This is a genomic window from Yersinia sp. 1652 StPb PI (assembly GCF_041538345.1).
Lineage (GTDB): Bacteria > Pseudomonadota > Gammaproteobacteria > Enterobacterales > Enterobacteriaceae > Yersinia > Yersinia enterocolitica_E.
In genome coordinates this window covers 840,449-853,677 of the sequence record NZ_JAULSM010000002.1, presented here as the reverse complement: position 1 = coordinate 853,677, position 13,229 = coordinate 840,449, and the positions used below count along the sequence as shown (strand labels likewise).

Genomic DNA, 13,229 nt, shown 5'->3' with positions numbered 1-13,229 from the left:
TTAGTTACTCCTCTTTTGACAGTTTATCGACCATTTTATGTTGGTACTCCTGATGGAGAAAGTCAGTGCTAAACCCTGCTTGTCTCAATCTCAGTTCTAATAATGCCAAGCGCTTATGTAAATTCTGGTAGTTATCGTGCTGCTTATCTATCTGTGACAACAATTCGGCGACAGTAAGTGCTTCTTGACGATCCTGCAATTCAACGGGGAGGTACCCTGCATTTCTCAGTAATCTGTAACCTGCTCTCAAATCAAGAGGAACTAGGGAGTCATCATCTAGCTGTAGTGGTTTACCGCTGCCTGACAGATTATCGAGTTCGCCCTTTTGCTGAGCATCAATAATGCGTCGTTCCGCCCATTCATCAATTAATTCCATATCACGACCAGGAGATCAGACTTTATAAAATCGAAGAATAGTTAAGGTTAAAGGATCGGTAGCAAAATAATAAGAGAGGATTGACAATATATGGGAAGGATAAACGCATATCACTGAATTGTAGACGTAAAAAAACCGGGCAAGCCCGGTTTTTTTACGCGTTTACAGATTACTCTGCAGCAACTACTTCTGCTTGCGATGCAGCACGATCAACTAACTCGATGTAAGCCATCGGTGCGTTGTCGCCTGCACGGAAGCCACACTTCAGAATGCGAGTGTAACCACCGGCGCGGCTCGCGAAACGCGGGCCTAGCTCGTTAAACAGTTTTGCCACGATCTCGTTATCACGAGTACGGGCGAATGCCAGACGACGATTAGCTACGCTGTCGGTCTTGGCAAGAGTAATCAGCGGCTCAACAACGCGACGCAGCTCTTTCGCTTTCGGCAGGGTCGTCTTGATTATCTCATGACGAACCAAAGAGCCGGCCATGTTACGGAACATAGCCTGGCGATGGCTGCTGTTACGGTTCAGTTGACGACCACTCTTACGATGGCGCATGACCTTATCCTTCTCAGTAAAACCTTAACCTGTGATCCGGTTACTCGTCAGCAATGCTAGCTGGCGGCCAATTTTCTAGGCGCATGCCTAAAGAAAGACCACGTGAAGCAAGCACGTCTTTAATCTCAGTAAGAGATTTTTTACCCAGGTTCGGCGTTTTCAGCAACTCAACCTCGGTACGCTGTACCAGATCACCGATGTAGTGGATAGCTTCTGCCTTGAGGCAGTTAGCAGAGCGGACAGTCAATTCCAGATCGTCAACAGGGCGCAGCAGGATCGGATCGAACTCTGGCTTCTCTTCTTTAACTTCCGGCTGACGTACATCTCGTAAATCAACGAAAGCTTCAAGCTGTTCAGCCAAGATAGTTGCCGCACGGCGGATCGCCTCTTCAGGATCGATCGTACCATTGGTTTCCATCTCGATAACCAACTTGTCCAGGTCGGTACGCTGTTCTACACGCGCTGCTTCAACATTGTAGGCAATACGCTCTACAGGGCTATAGCATGCGTCTACTAACAGACGACCAATCGGGCGCTCATCTTCTTCCGAATGAATTCGGGCAGAAGCCGGCACATAACCACGACCACGTTGAACTTTGATACGCATACTAATAGATGCGTTCTCATCGGTCAGGTGGCAGATAACGTGCTGCGGCTTGACGATTTCGACATCCCCGTCATGGGTGATATCGGCTGCAGTCACAGGGCCAATGCCAGACTTATTCAGGGTAAGAATAACTTCATCTTTACCCTGAACTCTCACCGCCAGCCCTTTCAGGTTGAGCAGGATCTCCAGGATATCTTCCTGTACGCCTTCTTTGGTGCTGTACTCATGCAGTACACCATCAATCTCAACCTCGGTCACCGCGCAACCCGGCATAGATGAAAGCAGAATACGGCGCAGTGCGTTGCCGAGAGTATGGCCAAAGCCACGCTCTAACGGCTCAAGGGTCACCTTGGCGTGCGTCGAACTGACTTGCTCGATATCTACCAGGCGCGGTTTTAGAAACTCTGTCACAGAACCCTGCATTGTGTCCTCTCTTTGGTACTAAGCTTTACTTGGAGTAAAGCTCGACGATCAGGTGTTCGTTAATGTCCGCAGACAGATCAGTACGTTCAGGAATACGTTTGAACACACCTTCCATCTTGACAGCATCAACTTCCAGCCAAGTCGGCTTTTCACGCTGCTCAGCCAGCTCCAAAGCTGCCTTAACACGAGACTGCTTTTTAGCTTTCTCACGGATGCTGACTACGTCATTCGGAGATACCTGATAAGAAGCGATGTTAACAACGCGACCATTTACCATGATAGCTTTATGACTAACCAGCTGACGTGATTCAGCACGAGTTGCGCCAAAGCCCATACGGTAAACTACGTTATCCAGACGACCTTCCAGCAGTTGCAACAGGTTTGCACCTGTGTTGCCTTTCAGACGTGCTGCTTCTTTATAGTAGTTACGGAATTGACGTTCTAGAACACCATAGATACGGCGAACTTTTTGTTTCTCACGTAACTGCACACCGTAGTCAGACAGACGCGGTTTACGCGCACCGTGCTGGCCAGGTGGTTGTTCAATCTTACACTTGGTGTCAATCGCGCGAACGCCAGACTTAAGGAACAGGTCTGTGCCCTCACGACGGCTCAGCTTGAGCTTAGGACCCAAATATCTTGCCATTTTCTCTCTCCAACAAACCTAAAAGCAGCGTTATACGCGGCGCTTTTTCGGCGGACGACAACCGTTATGAGGGATCGGAGTCACATCAGTAATATTAGTGATGCGGAAACCAGCCGCGTTTAACGCACGGATAGTAGACTCACGGCCCGGACCAGGTCCTTTAACCATAACTTCCAGATTCTTGATACCGTATTCTTTCACTGCGTCAGCGCAGCGCTCTGCTGCAACTTGCGCTGCAAACGGAGTAGACTTACGAGATCCACGGAAACCGGAACCACCTGCTGTTGCCCAACCCAATGCGTTACCTTGACGATCTGTAATAGTAACGATGGTGTTGTTGAAAGAAGCATGGATATGAGCCACACCGTCAGAGACTGTCTTTCTTACACGCTTGCGTGCACGAATAGGTGCCTTTGCCATTATTCAATCACCCCGATTATTTCTTGATCGGTTTACGCGGACCCTTACGGGTACGTGCGTTGGTCTTAGTACGCTGACCGCGAACTGGTAGACCACGACGATGACGCAAACCACGATAAGTCCCAAGGTCCATCAGACGCTTGATGCTCAGGGTCACCTCACGACGCAGATCACCTTCTACAACGTACTTGGCAACTTCGTCACGCAGCTTCTCGATTTGCTCTTCAGACAGCTCACTGATCTTAACATTTTCAGCAATACCCGCAGCAACACAGATAGCCTGTGAACGGGTTTTACCGATGCCGTAGATCGCAGTTAACGCGATTACGGTATGTTTCTGATCAGGAATGTTAATGCCTGCTATACGGGCCACTATGCACTCCTACTATTTTATACAGCAATACCATTCTGAAAAGCCCGTTTTCAGGATACTCAAATAGTATTGCAGTCACATACAAAAGATTGGCTGGCTAATCTAGCCAGCTCAACCCAACTTTGCAAGAAAAATATGCAAGATAAATCAGCCTTGACGCTGTTTATGCTTTGGTTCGGCACTGCAGATTACGCGAACGACACCGTTACGCTTAACAATTTTGCAGTTACGACATAATTTCTTGACGGAAGCACGAACTTTCATTTTTACTCTCCGTAACTTCTCAAACATCCCTGAATTAGCGGTTATAGCCTTTCAGGTTTGCTTTCTTCAATGCAGACTCGTATTGACTAGACATCATCAGAGTTTGCACTTGAGCCATAAAGTCCATGATGACCACCACTACGATAAGTAGGGAGGTACCACCAAAGTAAAATGGTACTTTCATCGCGTCACGCATGAACTCCGGGATCAGGCAGATGAAAGTAATATACATCGCACCAATTAAGGTTAGACGCGTCATTACTTTATCGATGTACTTCGCCGTTTGCTCTCCCGGACGAATTCCTGGCACGAATGCACCGGACTTCTTCAGGTTATCTGCTGTTTCACGCGGGTTAAACACTAACGCCGTGTAGAAGAAACAGAAGAAGATGATTGCAGACGCATAGAGTAACACATAAAGCGGCTGTCCCGGCTGCAAATACATCGAAATAGTCGTCAGCCAGTTCCAACCTGTCCCACCCCCAAACCATGATGCAATCGTGGCAGGGAACAGAATTATGCTGGAAGCGAAGATTGCTGGGATAACCCCGGCCATATTCACTTTCAACGGTAAGTGTGTGCTCTGTGCTGCATAAACACGACGACCTTGTTGACGTTTAGCATAGTTAACGACGATACGACGCTGACCACGTTCAATGAAAACAACGAAGAAGGTTACTGCAAACACTAATACTGCAACCAACAGCAACAGGAGGAAGTGCAGGTCGCCTTGCCGAGCTTGCTCGATGGTATGGGCTATTGCAGGTGGAAGACCAGCAACAATACCAGCAAAGATTATGATTGAAATACCGTTACCGATACCACGCTCAGTAATCTGTTCGCCCAGCCACATCAGGAACATAGTCCCGGTGACCAAGCTAACAACAGCGGTAAAGTAGAAAGCAAAGCCTGGATTGATTACCAGACCTTGCATCCCAGGCATATTCGGCAGACCGGTAGCAATACCGATCGATTGGAATATAGCCAATACCAACGTGCCATAACGGGTGTACTGGCTAATCTTACGACGGCCAGCCTCCCCTTCTTTCTTTATCTCTGCTAACGCTGGATGAACCACCGTTAACAGTTGGATAATAATCGATGCCGAAATATACGGCATGATACCCAAGGCAAAGATAGAAGCACGACTGAGAGCACCACCAGAGAACATGTTAAACATTTCAATGATGGTCCCTCTCTGCTGCTCGAGCAATTTAGCAAGCACAGTGGCATCGATACCAGGAATCGGAATAAAAGAGCCGATACGGAAAACAATAAGCGCACCGATAACAAACAAAAGTCTGCGCTTCAGTTCGCCTAATCCGCCTTTAGCACTTTGAAAATCTAATCCTGGTTGCTTAGCCATCTGCTACTTATTCCTCAATTTTACCGCCAGCAGCTTCGATAGCAGCACGAGCGCCTTTGGTGACACGCAGACCACGAAGAGTTACCGCACGAGTGATTTCGCCTGAAAGCATAACTTTCGCGAACTCAATCTGGGTACCAACAACGTTAGCGGCTTTCAACGTGTTCAGGTCGATTACGTCGCCTTCCACTAAAGCCAGTTCAGACAGACGAACTTCTGCCGTGATCATAGCTTTGCGAGAGGTGAAGCCGAATTTCGGCAAACGACGATATAAAGGCATCTGACCACCTTCAAAACCACGACGTACGCCACCACCAGAACGTGAGTTCTGACCTTTGTGACCACGACCAGCAGTTTTACCCAGGCCAGAACCGATACCACGACCTACACGCTTCGGCGCATGCTTGGCACCTTCAGCCGGAGACAGAGTATTTAAACGCATCTGTTACTCCTCAACTTTAACCATGTAGGAAACCAAGTTGACCATACCACGCACAGCGGGAGTATCCTCACGCTCTACAGTATGACCAATACGACGCAGACCTAAACCGATCAGAGTTGCCTTATGTTTCGGCAAACGACCGATACTGCTTTTTGTTTGAGTTACTTTAATAGTCTTTGCCATGGTTATTTCCCTAGAATTTCTTCGACGGACTTACCACGCTTGGCAGCGACCATTTCTGGGGATTTCATATCTTCCAGAGCTGCAATAGTTGCACGAACCACGTTGATCGGGTTAGTAGAACCATAGGCCTTGGCCAATACGTTATGAACCCCTGCAACTTCCAAGACGGCGCGCATTGCACCACCGGCGATGATACCGGTACCTTCAGAAGCTGGTTGCATGAATACACGAGAACCTGTGTGAGCACCTTTAACTGGGTGCTGCAGAGTACCGTTATCCAAAGCAACATTAATCATAGCGCGACGGGCTTTTTCCATCGCTTTCTGGATCGCTGCCGGAACTTCGCGTGCTTTGCCGTAGCCAAAACCAACGCGACCGTTACCATCACCAACTACTGTCAGTGCGGTAAAGCTGAAAATACGGCCACCTTTTACGGTTTTAGATACGCGGTTTACCGCGATCAGCTTTTCCTGCAGTTCGCCAGCTTGTTTTTCGATGTGTGACATCTTACACCTCTACCTTAGAACTGAAGGCCAGCTTCACGGGCAGCATCTGCCAGTGCCTGGACTCGACCATGATATTGGAAACCGGAACGGTCAAAGGATACTTTCGTGATCCCTTTTTCCAATGCGCGCTCTGCAACAGCTTTACCTACAGCTGCGGCGGCATCTTTGTTGCCGGCGTACTTCAATTGCTCATTGATAGCTTTTTCTACAGTAGAAGCTGCTACCAAAATTTCTGAACCGTTTGGTGCAATAACCTGCGCGTAAATATGGCGTGGGGTACGATGTACCACCAGGCGAGTCGCACCCAGTTCTTTGAGCTTGCGGCGTGCGCGGGTCGCACGACGGATACGAGCTGCTTTCTTATCCATAGTGTTACCTTACTTCTTCTTAGCCTCTTTGGTACGCACGACTTCGTCGGCGTAACGGACACCCTTGCCTTTATAAGGCTCAGGACGACGGTAGGCACGTAAATCTGCTGCAACCTGACCAATCACCTGCTTATCAGCGCCTTTCAGCACGATTTCAGTTTGGGTCGGGCATTCTGCAGTGATGCCAGCCGGCAATTCATGGTCAACTGGGTGAGAGAAGCCTAAAGCTAAATTCACCACGTTGCCTTTAACTGCGGCACGGTAACCTACACCTACCAATTGAAGCTTCTTAGTGAAGCCTTCGGTAACACCAACGACCATTGCGTTAAGCAGTGCACGAGTGGTACCCGCTTGGGCCCAACCGTCTACAGCGCCTTCGCGTGGAGCGAAAGTCAGTGTATTTTCTTCTTGCTTAACTTCAACAGCGCTATGGACGGTACGAGTCAGCTCGCCGTTCTTACCCTTTATCGAAATAACCTGACCGTTGAGTTTTACCTCTACGCCGGCAGGAATGACGACGGGTGCTTTTGCAACACGAGACATTCTTTCCTCCCGAATTAAGCTACGTAGCAGATAATCTCGCCACCAAGACCAGCTTGGCGAGCTGCACGATCGGTCATAACACCTTTAGAGGTAGAAATAACAGCGATACCCAAACCGGCCATAACTTTTGGCAGCTCATCTTTTTTCTTATAGATGCGCAGACCTGGACGGCTGATACGTTGAATGCTTTCTACCACTGCCTTACCCTGGAAATACTTAAGAGCTAATTCCAGAACAGGCTTGGTGTCGCCTTCGATTTTAAAATCTTCAATAAAACCTTCTTCCTTCAGAACGTTGGCAATTGCCACTTTCAGCTTGGAGGAAGGCATGGTGACCGCGACTTTGTTTGCGGATTGACCGTTACGGATACGGGTCAGCATATCCGCGATCGGATCTTGCATGCTCATCTGTCTTTACTCCCGTGATTCAATTGGTGACAATTACCAGCTAGCCTTCTTAAGGCCCGGGATTTCACCGCGCATTGCGGTTTCACGGACTTTAATACGGCTCAACCCGAACTTCCGCAGGAAACCATGCGGACGACCAGTTTGGTTGCAGCGGTTACGCTGACGGGACGGGCTGGAATCACGCGGCAGAGACTGCAGCTTCAGAACAGCATTCCAACGGTCTTCGTCGGATGAGTTCACACCAGAGATAATAGCTTTTAATTCCTCGCGTTGAGCGCGGTATTTGTTAGCTAGTTTCACGCGAACAACTTCGCGTGCTTTCATTGATTGCTTAGCCATCAGTAACCCTACCTTACTTGCGGAATGGGAATTTAAAAGCAGCCAACAATGCACGGCCTTCATCATCGGATTTCGCAGTAGTGGTAATGGTAATATCCAAACCACGTACACGATCGACTTTATCGTAGTCGATTTCCGGGAAGATGATCTGCTCGCGCACACCCATGCTGTAGTTACCACGACCATCGAATGACTTAGCGGACAAGCCACGGAAGTCACGGATACGAGGTACAGCAATGGTAATCAGACGCTCAAAGAATTCCCACATGCGTTCGCCACGCAGGGTTACTTTACAGCCGATCGGATAGCCCTGACGGATTTTGAAGCCTGCAACAGATTTGCGTGCTTTGGTGATAAACGGCTTTTGACCGGAGATTGCTGCCAAGTCAGCTGCTGCATTGTCCAGCAGTTTCTTGTCAGCGATCGCTTCACCAACACCCATGTTCAGGGTGATCTTCTCGACCCGAGGGACTTGCATGACAGAGTTGTAGCCAAACTGAGACATCAGTTGTTTGACCACCTCGTCTTTGTAGTAATCATGCAGTTTCGCCATCGTATTACTCCAAATTACTTGATAGTTTCGCTATTAGATTTAAAGAAACGGACTTTTTTGCCGTCTTCGAATCTAAAGCCTACACGGTCAGCCTTACCGGTTGTCGTGTTGAACAGCGCAAGGTTGGAAACTTGAATTGCAGCTTCTTTTTCAACAATGCCACCTGGTTGGTTCAGGGCCGGAACCGGCTTCTGATGTTTTTTAACCAGGTTGATACCTTCAACAATGACCTTACCAGCAGACAGGACATTCTTTACTTTACCGCGCTTACCTTTGTCTTTCCCGGTTAGCACGATAACTTCGTCATCACGACGGATTTTCGCTGCCATGGTTCGCTCCTTAGAGTACTTCTGGTGCCAGAGAGATAATTTTCATGAACTTCTCATTACGCAGTTCACGAGTTACCGGCCCAAAAATACGCGTGCCGATTGGCTGCTCGCTGTTATTATTTAAAATAACACAAGCGTTACCATCGAAGCGAATGACAGAACCGTCCGGGCGACGTACACCCTTCTTGGTGCGCACCACTACCGCCTTCAGAACATCGCCTTTCTTCACCTTGCCACGAGGAATAGCTTCCTTGATGGTGATCTTGATGATGTCGCCGATGCCTGCGTAGCGACGGTGCGAGCCACCTAGAACCTTGATACACATTACGCGACGTGCACCGGAGTTGTCGGCCACGTTCAGCATAGTCTGTTCTTGGATCATGTTAGTGCTCCGCTAATGTCAACTACTACTTTAGGACCCAGAATAGGTCGTTTAAAAGCCCCATTAATGAGGGCGCAGCATTATAACACCGCTTCCAAATTATGGGTAGAAAAAATAAACGGCCCACTTTCTGAGCCGTTTATTATGTTCGAGTTGGCTACTCTATTACAGAATCGCTTTCTCTACAACGCGAACAAGCGTCCAAGACTTAGTCTTTGACAGTGGACGGCATTCGCGGATTTCTACCACGTCACCGATTCCACATTCATTGTTCTCGTCATGTACATGCAATTTCGTCGTACGACGGATGAATTTCCCGTAAATAGGGTGTTTCACCACACGTTCGATAGCAACAACCATGGATTTCTCCATTTTGTCACTAACTACGCGACCTTGCAGAGTACGGATTTGCTCAGTCATTACGCACCCGCCTTCTCAGTCAGTAAAGTCTTAACACGTGCGATATTACGGCGCACTTGTTTCGACAGGTGAGTTTGTTGCAGCTGGCCACTAGCCGCCTGCATGCGCAAATTGAATTGCTCACGCAGCAGGTTGAGCAGCTCAGTGTTCAGCTCTTCAACGCTTTTTTCACGCAGCTCTTGTGCTTTCATCACATCACCGTCTTAGTTACAAAGGTGGTTCCTACAGGCAGTTTCGCTGCTGCGAGCTTAAATGCTTCGCGAGCAGTTTCTTCCGGTACACCAGCCATTTCAAACAACATTTTTCCTGGCTGGATCAGGGCAACCCAATACTCTACGTTACCCTTACCTTTACCCATACGCACTTCGAGCGGCTTCTCGGTGATCGGCTTGTCCGGGAATACACGGATCCAGACCTTACCTTGACGCTTAATTGCACGTGTCATCGCACGACGGGCTGCTTCGATTTGACGAGCCGTCAGGCGGCAACGGCCACAAGCTTTCAGGCCGAACTCACCGAAGCTAACATCCGTACCTTGCGCAAGGCCACGGTTACGGCCTTTGTGCATCTTACGGAATTTTGTACGCTTTGGTTGTAACATCAGCGATTCTCCTTACTTGCGGCCTTTACGCTGCTGCTTTTTAGGTTGAGCAGCCGGTTCCGGTTGTTCAACAGCAGCCATACCACCCAAGATCTCACCTTTGAAGATCCATACCTTAACGCCGATTACACCATAAGTGGTGTGCGCTTCAGATGTGTTGTAATCGATATCCGCACGCAGTGTATGCAACGGAACACGACCTTCACGGTACCATTCGGTACGCGCGATTTCAGCACCGCCAAGGCGGCCGCTTACTTCAACTTTGATACCTTTAGCGCCAAGACGCATTGCGTTCTGTACAGCACGCTTCATAGCACGACGGAACATAACGCGACGTTCCAGCTGTGAAGTGATGCTGTCAGCAACCAATTTTGCGTCCAGTTCCGGTTTACGGACTTCGGCGATGTTAATCTGTGCAGGAACGCCAGCGATATCCGCTACGACCTTACGCAGTTTTTCGACATCTTCACCTTTCTTGCCGATAACGATGCCAGGACGAGCGGTGTGAATAGTCACACGGATGCTCTTCGCTGGACGCTCGATAACGATGCGAGAAACGGAAGCTTTCGCTAATTCCTTAGTCAGGAATTGGCGAACTTTAAAGTCGCTGTCCAGGTTGTCAGCGAATTCTTTGGTATTTGCGTACCAGGTAGAGTTCCAAGCTTTGACAATACCTAGTCGAATACCATTAGGATGTACTTTCTGACCCATTGCTAGTCTCCAGAGTCTCAGCGATCGGACACAACCACAGTAATGTGGCTGGTGCGCTTCAGGATGCGATCTGCACGACCTTTTGCACGCGGCATAATGCGCTTCATGCTAGGGCCTTCGTCTACGAAGATCTTCGTGACTTTCAGATCATCGATGTCAGCGCCATCGTTGTGTTCTGCGTTAGCAATGGCAGACTCTAGTACCTTCTTAACCAAACCAGCAGCTTTCTTGTTGGTATAGGCCAGAGTTTCCAGAGCTTGCGACACTTTCTTACCGCGAATCAGGTCCGCTACCAAGCGAACCTTCTGAGCAGAAGAACGAGCGTGGCGATGTTTAGCGATAGTTTCCATCTCTTCCTCCTACCTTAGCGCTTTTTAGCCTTTTTATCGGCCGCATGGCCGCGATAAGTACGGGTCGGCGCGAATTCACCCAGTTTGTGACCGACCATTTCATCGGCTACAAAAACGGGAACGTGCTGACGACCATTATGGACAGCGATGGTCAAACCGATCATATTTGGAAAGACCGTTGAACGACGGGACCAAGTCCGAATTGGCTTCTTGTCTCCGCTTTCCACCGCTTTCTCTACCTTCTTCAGCAAGTGCAGGTCAATGAAGGGACCTTTCTTGAGAGAACGTGGCATGGCTTATCCTCTAATTATTTTTTACTACGGCGACGTACGATGAACTTATCAGTACGCTTGTTGCTACGGGTCTTCTTACCTTTGGTTTGAACGCCCCACGGAGTTACCGGGTGCTTACCAAAGTTACGACCTTCACCACCACCGTGTGGGTGATCTACCGGGTTCATCGCCGTACCGCGAACGGTAGGACGAATACCACGCCAACGACTAGCACCTGCTTTACCCAGCACACGCAGCATGTGTTCAGCGTTACCGACTTCACCTAAGGTGGCGCGGCAATCAGCTTGAACCTTGCGCATTTCGCCGGAGCGCAGACGCAGAGTAACGTAGGAACCGTCACGAGCAACGATCTGAACGTATGCACCAGCAGAACGAGCCAATTGGCCGCCTTTACCTGGTTTCATTTCTACGTTATGAACCGTTGAACCAACTGGGATGTTACGCATAGGCAGGGTGTTACCTGCTTTAATTGCCGCATCAACGCCAGATTGAATCTGGTCACCAGCTTTCAGGCCTTTTGGCGCCAGGATATAACGGCGTTCGCCGTCTTTGTACAGAACCAGCGCGATATTCGCGGAACGGTTCGGATCGTACTCCAGACGCTCAACCACTGCAGGGATACCATCTTTGTTGCGTTTGAAGTCAACCAGACGATAATGTTGCTTGTGGCCACCACCGATATGACGGGTAGTGATACGGCCATTGTTGTTACGGCCACCGCTTTTGCTTAATTTCTCAAGCAACGGGGCATAAGGCTTACCCTTATGCAACTCCTGGTTAACCACCTTAACAACGTGGCGACGACCCGGAGATGTAGGTTTACATTTAACAATTGCCATTGTTTTACTCCTCCGACTTACTCTGCGCCGCCGATGAAGTCCAGATTCTGGCCTTCTTTCAGGGTGACGTAAGCTTTTTTCCAGTCGCTACGACGACCAACACGCTGACCGTGACGCTTACTCTTGCCTTTAACCAGCAAGGTGTTAACGTCTTCGACTTCGACTTCAAACAGTTTCTGCACTGCAGCTTTAATTTCTGCTTTGGTCGCGTCTTTGGCAACTTTGAGAACGATGGTGTTATTCTTTTCCATCGCAGCGGACGCTTTTTCAGATACATGCGGCGCGCGCAGTACTTTCAGCAGACGTTCTTCACGAATCATGCCAGCATCTCCTCAACTTGCTTCACAGCATCAGCAGTCATAACCACTTTATCGAAGGCGATCAGGCTAACTGGGTCGATACCGGCTACATCGCGAACGTCAACCTTGTACAGGTTGCGAGCTGCCAAGAACAAGTTCTCGTCCAGTTCACCCGTTACGATCAGCACATCTTCCAGAGCCATATCTTTCAGTTTCTGCGCCAGCAACTTAGTTTTAGGTGCTTCAACAGAGAACTTTTCGACAATGATCAGACGATCTTGACGTACCAATTCGGACAGAATGCTTTTCAGCGCGCCGCGGTACATCTTTTTATTTACTTTCTGACTGTGATCCTGAGGCTTCGCAGCAAAGGTCACACCACCTGAACGCCAGATTGGGCTCTTTACAGAACCTGCACGCGCACGGCCGGTGCCTTTCTGGCGCCACGGTTTCTTACCGGAACCTGTTACTTCAGCACGGGTCTTCTGAGCACGAGTACCTTGACGGGCACCTGCTGCGTAAGCAACAACAACCTGATGTACAAGCGCTTCATTGAAATCACGCCCGAAGGTAGTTTCGGAAACAGTCAGCGCGCCTTGCGCGTCTTTCATTACCAATTCCATTCCTATC

Annotated in this window: 27 protein-coding genes; all 27 read right to left on the bottom strand. The window is 49.0% G+C overall.

The window, feature by feature from the left end:
* Positions 1-4: 4 nt before the first annotated feature.
* Positions 5-376, bottom strand: a complete 372-nt coding sequence (locus tag Q2T71_RS20430; protein ID WP_083161165.1) for a DnaJ family domain-containing protein — start codon at positions 374-376, stop codon at positions 5-7.
* A 169-nt stretch (positions 377-545) separates the two neighbouring features.
* The gene (gene rplQ / locus Q2T71_RS20425; RefSeq protein ID WP_004391407.1) at positions 546-935 is read right to left on the bottom strand and encodes a 50S ribosomal protein L17; all 390 of its coding nucleotides are present in this window, start codon (positions 933-935) and stop codon (positions 546-548) included.
* Between the two features lie 40 nt (positions 936-975).
* The gene (gene rpoA, locus Q2T71_RS20420; RefSeq protein WP_002438685.1) at positions 976-1,965 is read right to left on the bottom strand and encodes a DNA-directed RNA polymerase subunit alpha; all 990 of its coding nucleotides are present in this window, start codon (positions 1,963-1,965) and stop codon (positions 976-978) included.
* A 25-nt stretch (positions 1,966-1,990) separates the two neighbouring features.
* On the bottom strand, positions 1,991-2,611 hold the full coding sequence (gene rpsD / locus Q2T71_RS20415; RefSeq protein WP_002218949.1) for a 30S ribosomal protein S4: 621 nt from the start codon (positions 2,609-2,611) through the stop codon (positions 1,991-1,993).
* Between the two features lie 30 nt (positions 2,612-2,641).
* The gene (gene rpsK / locus Q2T71_RS20410) at positions 2,642-3,031 is read right to left on the bottom strand and encodes a 30S ribosomal protein S11 (protein WP_004709234.1); all 390 of its coding nucleotides are present in this window, start codon (positions 3,029-3,031) and stop codon (positions 2,642-2,644) included.
* Positions 3,032-3,047: 16 nt separating this feature from the next.
* On the bottom strand, positions 3,048-3,404 hold the full coding sequence (gene rpsM, locus Q2T71_RS20405; protein WP_004702348.1) for a 30S ribosomal protein S13: 357 nt from the start codon (positions 3,402-3,404) through the stop codon (positions 3,048-3,050).
* A 147-nt stretch (positions 3,405-3,551) separates the two neighbouring features.
* Positions 3,552-3,668, bottom strand: coding sequence for a 50S ribosomal protein L36 (rpmJ, locus tag Q2T71_RS20400; RefSeq protein ID WP_002227352.1), 117 nt, complete (start codon positions 3,666-3,668; stop codon positions 3,552-3,554).
* Positions 3,669-3,702: 34 nt separating this feature from the next.
* On the bottom strand, positions 3,703-5,034 hold the full coding sequence (gene secY / locus Q2T71_RS20395) for a preprotein translocase subunit SecY (RefSeq protein WP_002213344.1): 1,332 nt from the start codon (positions 5,032-5,034) through the stop codon (positions 3,703-3,705).
* Positions 5,035-5,041: 7 nt separating this feature from the next.
* The gene (rplO, locus tag Q2T71_RS20390; protein WP_004391411.1) at positions 5,042-5,476 is read right to left on the bottom strand and encodes a 50S ribosomal protein L15; all 435 of its coding nucleotides are present in this window, start codon (positions 5,474-5,476) and stop codon (positions 5,042-5,044) included.
* A 3-nt stretch (positions 5,477-5,479) separates the two neighbouring features.
* Positions 5,480-5,659: a 50S ribosomal protein L30 gene (gene rpmD, locus Q2T71_RS20385; RefSeq protein WP_002213339.1), complete on the bottom strand. Its 180-nt coding sequence runs from the start codon at positions 5,657-5,659 to the stop codon at positions 5,480-5,482.
* A 2-nt stretch (positions 5,660-5,661) separates the two neighbouring features.
* On the bottom strand, positions 5,662-6,165 hold the full coding sequence (rpsE, locus tag Q2T71_RS20380; protein WP_004391412.1) for a 30S ribosomal protein S5: 504 nt from the start codon (positions 6,163-6,165) through the stop codon (positions 5,662-5,664).
* 14 nt (positions 6,166-6,179) lie between these two features.
* Entirely contained in the window at positions 6,180-6,533 is a 354-nt protein-coding gene (rplR, locus tag Q2T71_RS20375) for a 50S ribosomal protein L18 (RefSeq protein ID WP_004391413.1), read from the bottom strand.
* A gap of 9 nt (positions 6,534-6,542) precedes the next feature.
* Positions 6,543-7,076, bottom strand: coding sequence for a 50S ribosomal protein L6 (rplF, locus tag Q2T71_RS20370; RefSeq protein WP_004391415.1), 534 nt, complete (start codon positions 7,074-7,076; stop codon positions 6,543-6,545).
* A gap of 14 nt (positions 7,077-7,090) precedes the next feature.
* Entirely contained in the window at positions 7,091-7,483 is a 393-nt protein-coding gene (rpsH, locus tag Q2T71_RS20365) for a 30S ribosomal protein S8 (RefSeq protein ID WP_032820216.1), read from the bottom strand.
* A 33-nt stretch (positions 7,484-7,516) separates the two neighbouring features.
* A complete protein-coding gene (rpsN, locus tag Q2T71_RS20360; RefSeq protein WP_004391418.1) occupies positions 7,517-7,822 on the bottom strand; it encodes a 30S ribosomal protein S14 in 306 nt (101 codons plus the stop codon).
* A 13-nt stretch (positions 7,823-7,835) separates the two neighbouring features.
* On the bottom strand, positions 7,836-8,375 hold the full coding sequence (rplE, locus tag Q2T71_RS20355; RefSeq protein ID WP_004391419.1) for a 50S ribosomal protein L5: 540 nt from the start codon (positions 8,373-8,375) through the stop codon (positions 7,836-7,838).
* Between the two features lie 14 nt (positions 8,376-8,389).
* Positions 8,390-8,704, bottom strand: a complete 315-nt coding sequence (gene rplX, locus Q2T71_RS20350) for a 50S ribosomal protein L24 (RefSeq protein ID WP_049612315.1) — start codon at positions 8,702-8,704, stop codon at positions 8,390-8,392.
* A 10-nt stretch (positions 8,705-8,714) separates the two neighbouring features.
* Positions 8,715-9,086, bottom strand: coding sequence for a 50S ribosomal protein L14 (rplN, locus tag Q2T71_RS20345; protein WP_002213325.1), 372 nt, complete (start codon positions 9,084-9,086; stop codon positions 8,715-8,717).
* Positions 9,087-9,251: 165 nt separating this feature from the next.
* Positions 9,252-9,506, bottom strand: a complete 255-nt coding sequence (gene rpsQ, locus Q2T71_RS20340; protein WP_032820219.1) for a 30S ribosomal protein S17 — start codon at positions 9,504-9,506, stop codon at positions 9,252-9,254.
* On the bottom strand, positions 9,506-9,697 hold the full coding sequence (gene rpmC, locus Q2T71_RS20335; protein WP_005159843.1) for a 50S ribosomal protein L29: 192 nt from the start codon (positions 9,695-9,697) through the stop codon (positions 9,506-9,508). The genes rpsQ and rpmC overlap by 1 nt, the downstream gene beginning before the upstream one ends.
* Positions 9,697-10,107 carry a 50S ribosomal protein L16 gene (rplP, locus tag Q2T71_RS20330; protein ID WP_038242806.1) on the bottom strand — a complete coding sequence of 137 codons (411 nt, stop codon included), beginning with the start codon at positions 10,105-10,107 and terminating at the stop codon, positions 9,697-9,699. The genes rpmC and rplP overlap by 1 nt, the downstream gene beginning before the upstream one ends.
* A gap of 12 nt (positions 10,108-10,119) precedes the next feature.
* The gene (rpsC, locus tag Q2T71_RS20325; protein ID WP_002221644.1) at positions 10,120-10,818 is read right to left on the bottom strand and encodes a 30S ribosomal protein S3; all 699 of its coding nucleotides are present in this window, start codon (positions 10,816-10,818) and stop codon (positions 10,120-10,122) included.
* A gap of 17 nt (positions 10,819-10,835) precedes the next feature.
* Entirely contained in the window at positions 10,836-11,168 is a 333-nt protein-coding gene (gene rplV, locus Q2T71_RS20320; RefSeq protein WP_004391423.1) for a 50S ribosomal protein L22, read from the bottom strand.
* 14 nt (positions 11,169-11,182) lie between these two features.
* A complete protein-coding gene (gene rpsS, locus Q2T71_RS20315; protein WP_032818077.1) occupies positions 11,183-11,461 on the bottom strand; it encodes a 30S ribosomal protein S19 in 279 nt (92 codons plus the stop codon).
* 14 nt (positions 11,462-11,475) lie between these two features.
* A complete protein-coding gene (rplB, locus tag Q2T71_RS20310; protein ID WP_005186240.1) occupies positions 11,476-12,300 on the bottom strand; it encodes a 50S ribosomal protein L2 in 825 nt (274 codons plus the stop codon).
* A 17-nt stretch (positions 12,301-12,317) separates the two neighbouring features.
* Positions 12,318-12,620, bottom strand: a complete 303-nt coding sequence (rplW, locus tag Q2T71_RS20305; RefSeq protein WP_005159841.1) for a 50S ribosomal protein L23 — start codon at positions 12,618-12,620, stop codon at positions 12,318-12,320.
* On the bottom strand, positions 12,617-13,222 hold the full coding sequence (rplD, locus tag Q2T71_RS20300) for a 50S ribosomal protein L4 (RefSeq protein WP_004702326.1): 606 nt from the start codon (positions 13,220-13,222) through the stop codon (positions 12,617-12,619). Before rplD ends, rplW begins: the two co-directional genes overlap by 4 nt.
* Between the last annotated feature and the right edge of the window lie 7 nt (positions 13,223-13,229).